The following is a 250-nucleotide window of genomic DNA, read 5'->3' as shown; positions in this document are numbered from 1 at the left end:
CAGGTTTAACCCCTTTCTTTTCGAGACTTTCTTTGCCAGCCAGAAATAGATAAATATCAGCGGTATAATCTGATGCTATTTGAGAAACGCCAATGGTTGCATTAGTTAAAGGATCTGTAAAAGACTGCCCCATTACAAAGTTTTCCGAATATGAGTAGAGCTTTTTCTGATTGCTAGAGTCATGAGCGTTCTTAGCAGAGCCTGCAGCTGTCAGAGGTCCCTCACTGAGTTTTTTTTCGAGAGCCTGTAT

Annotated in this window: 1 protein-coding gene; it reads right to left on the bottom strand. The window is 41.2% G+C overall.

Annotated elements, in window-relative coordinates; all coding sequences use genetic code 11:
• The coding region (locus CWC11_RS23230) for a hypothetical protein (RefSeq protein WP_212748121.1) at nucleotides 1-250 on the bottom strand (250 nt) is incomplete at both ends.

Source organism: Pseudoalteromonas sp. S3178 (assembly GCF_005886985.1).
GTDB lineage: Bacteria > Pseudomonadota > Gammaproteobacteria > Enterobacterales > Alteromonadaceae > Pseudoalteromonas > Pseudoalteromonas carrageenovora.
Note: the sequence above shows the minus strand (reverse complement) of the source record. Positions and strands in the feature narration are given on the sequence as shown.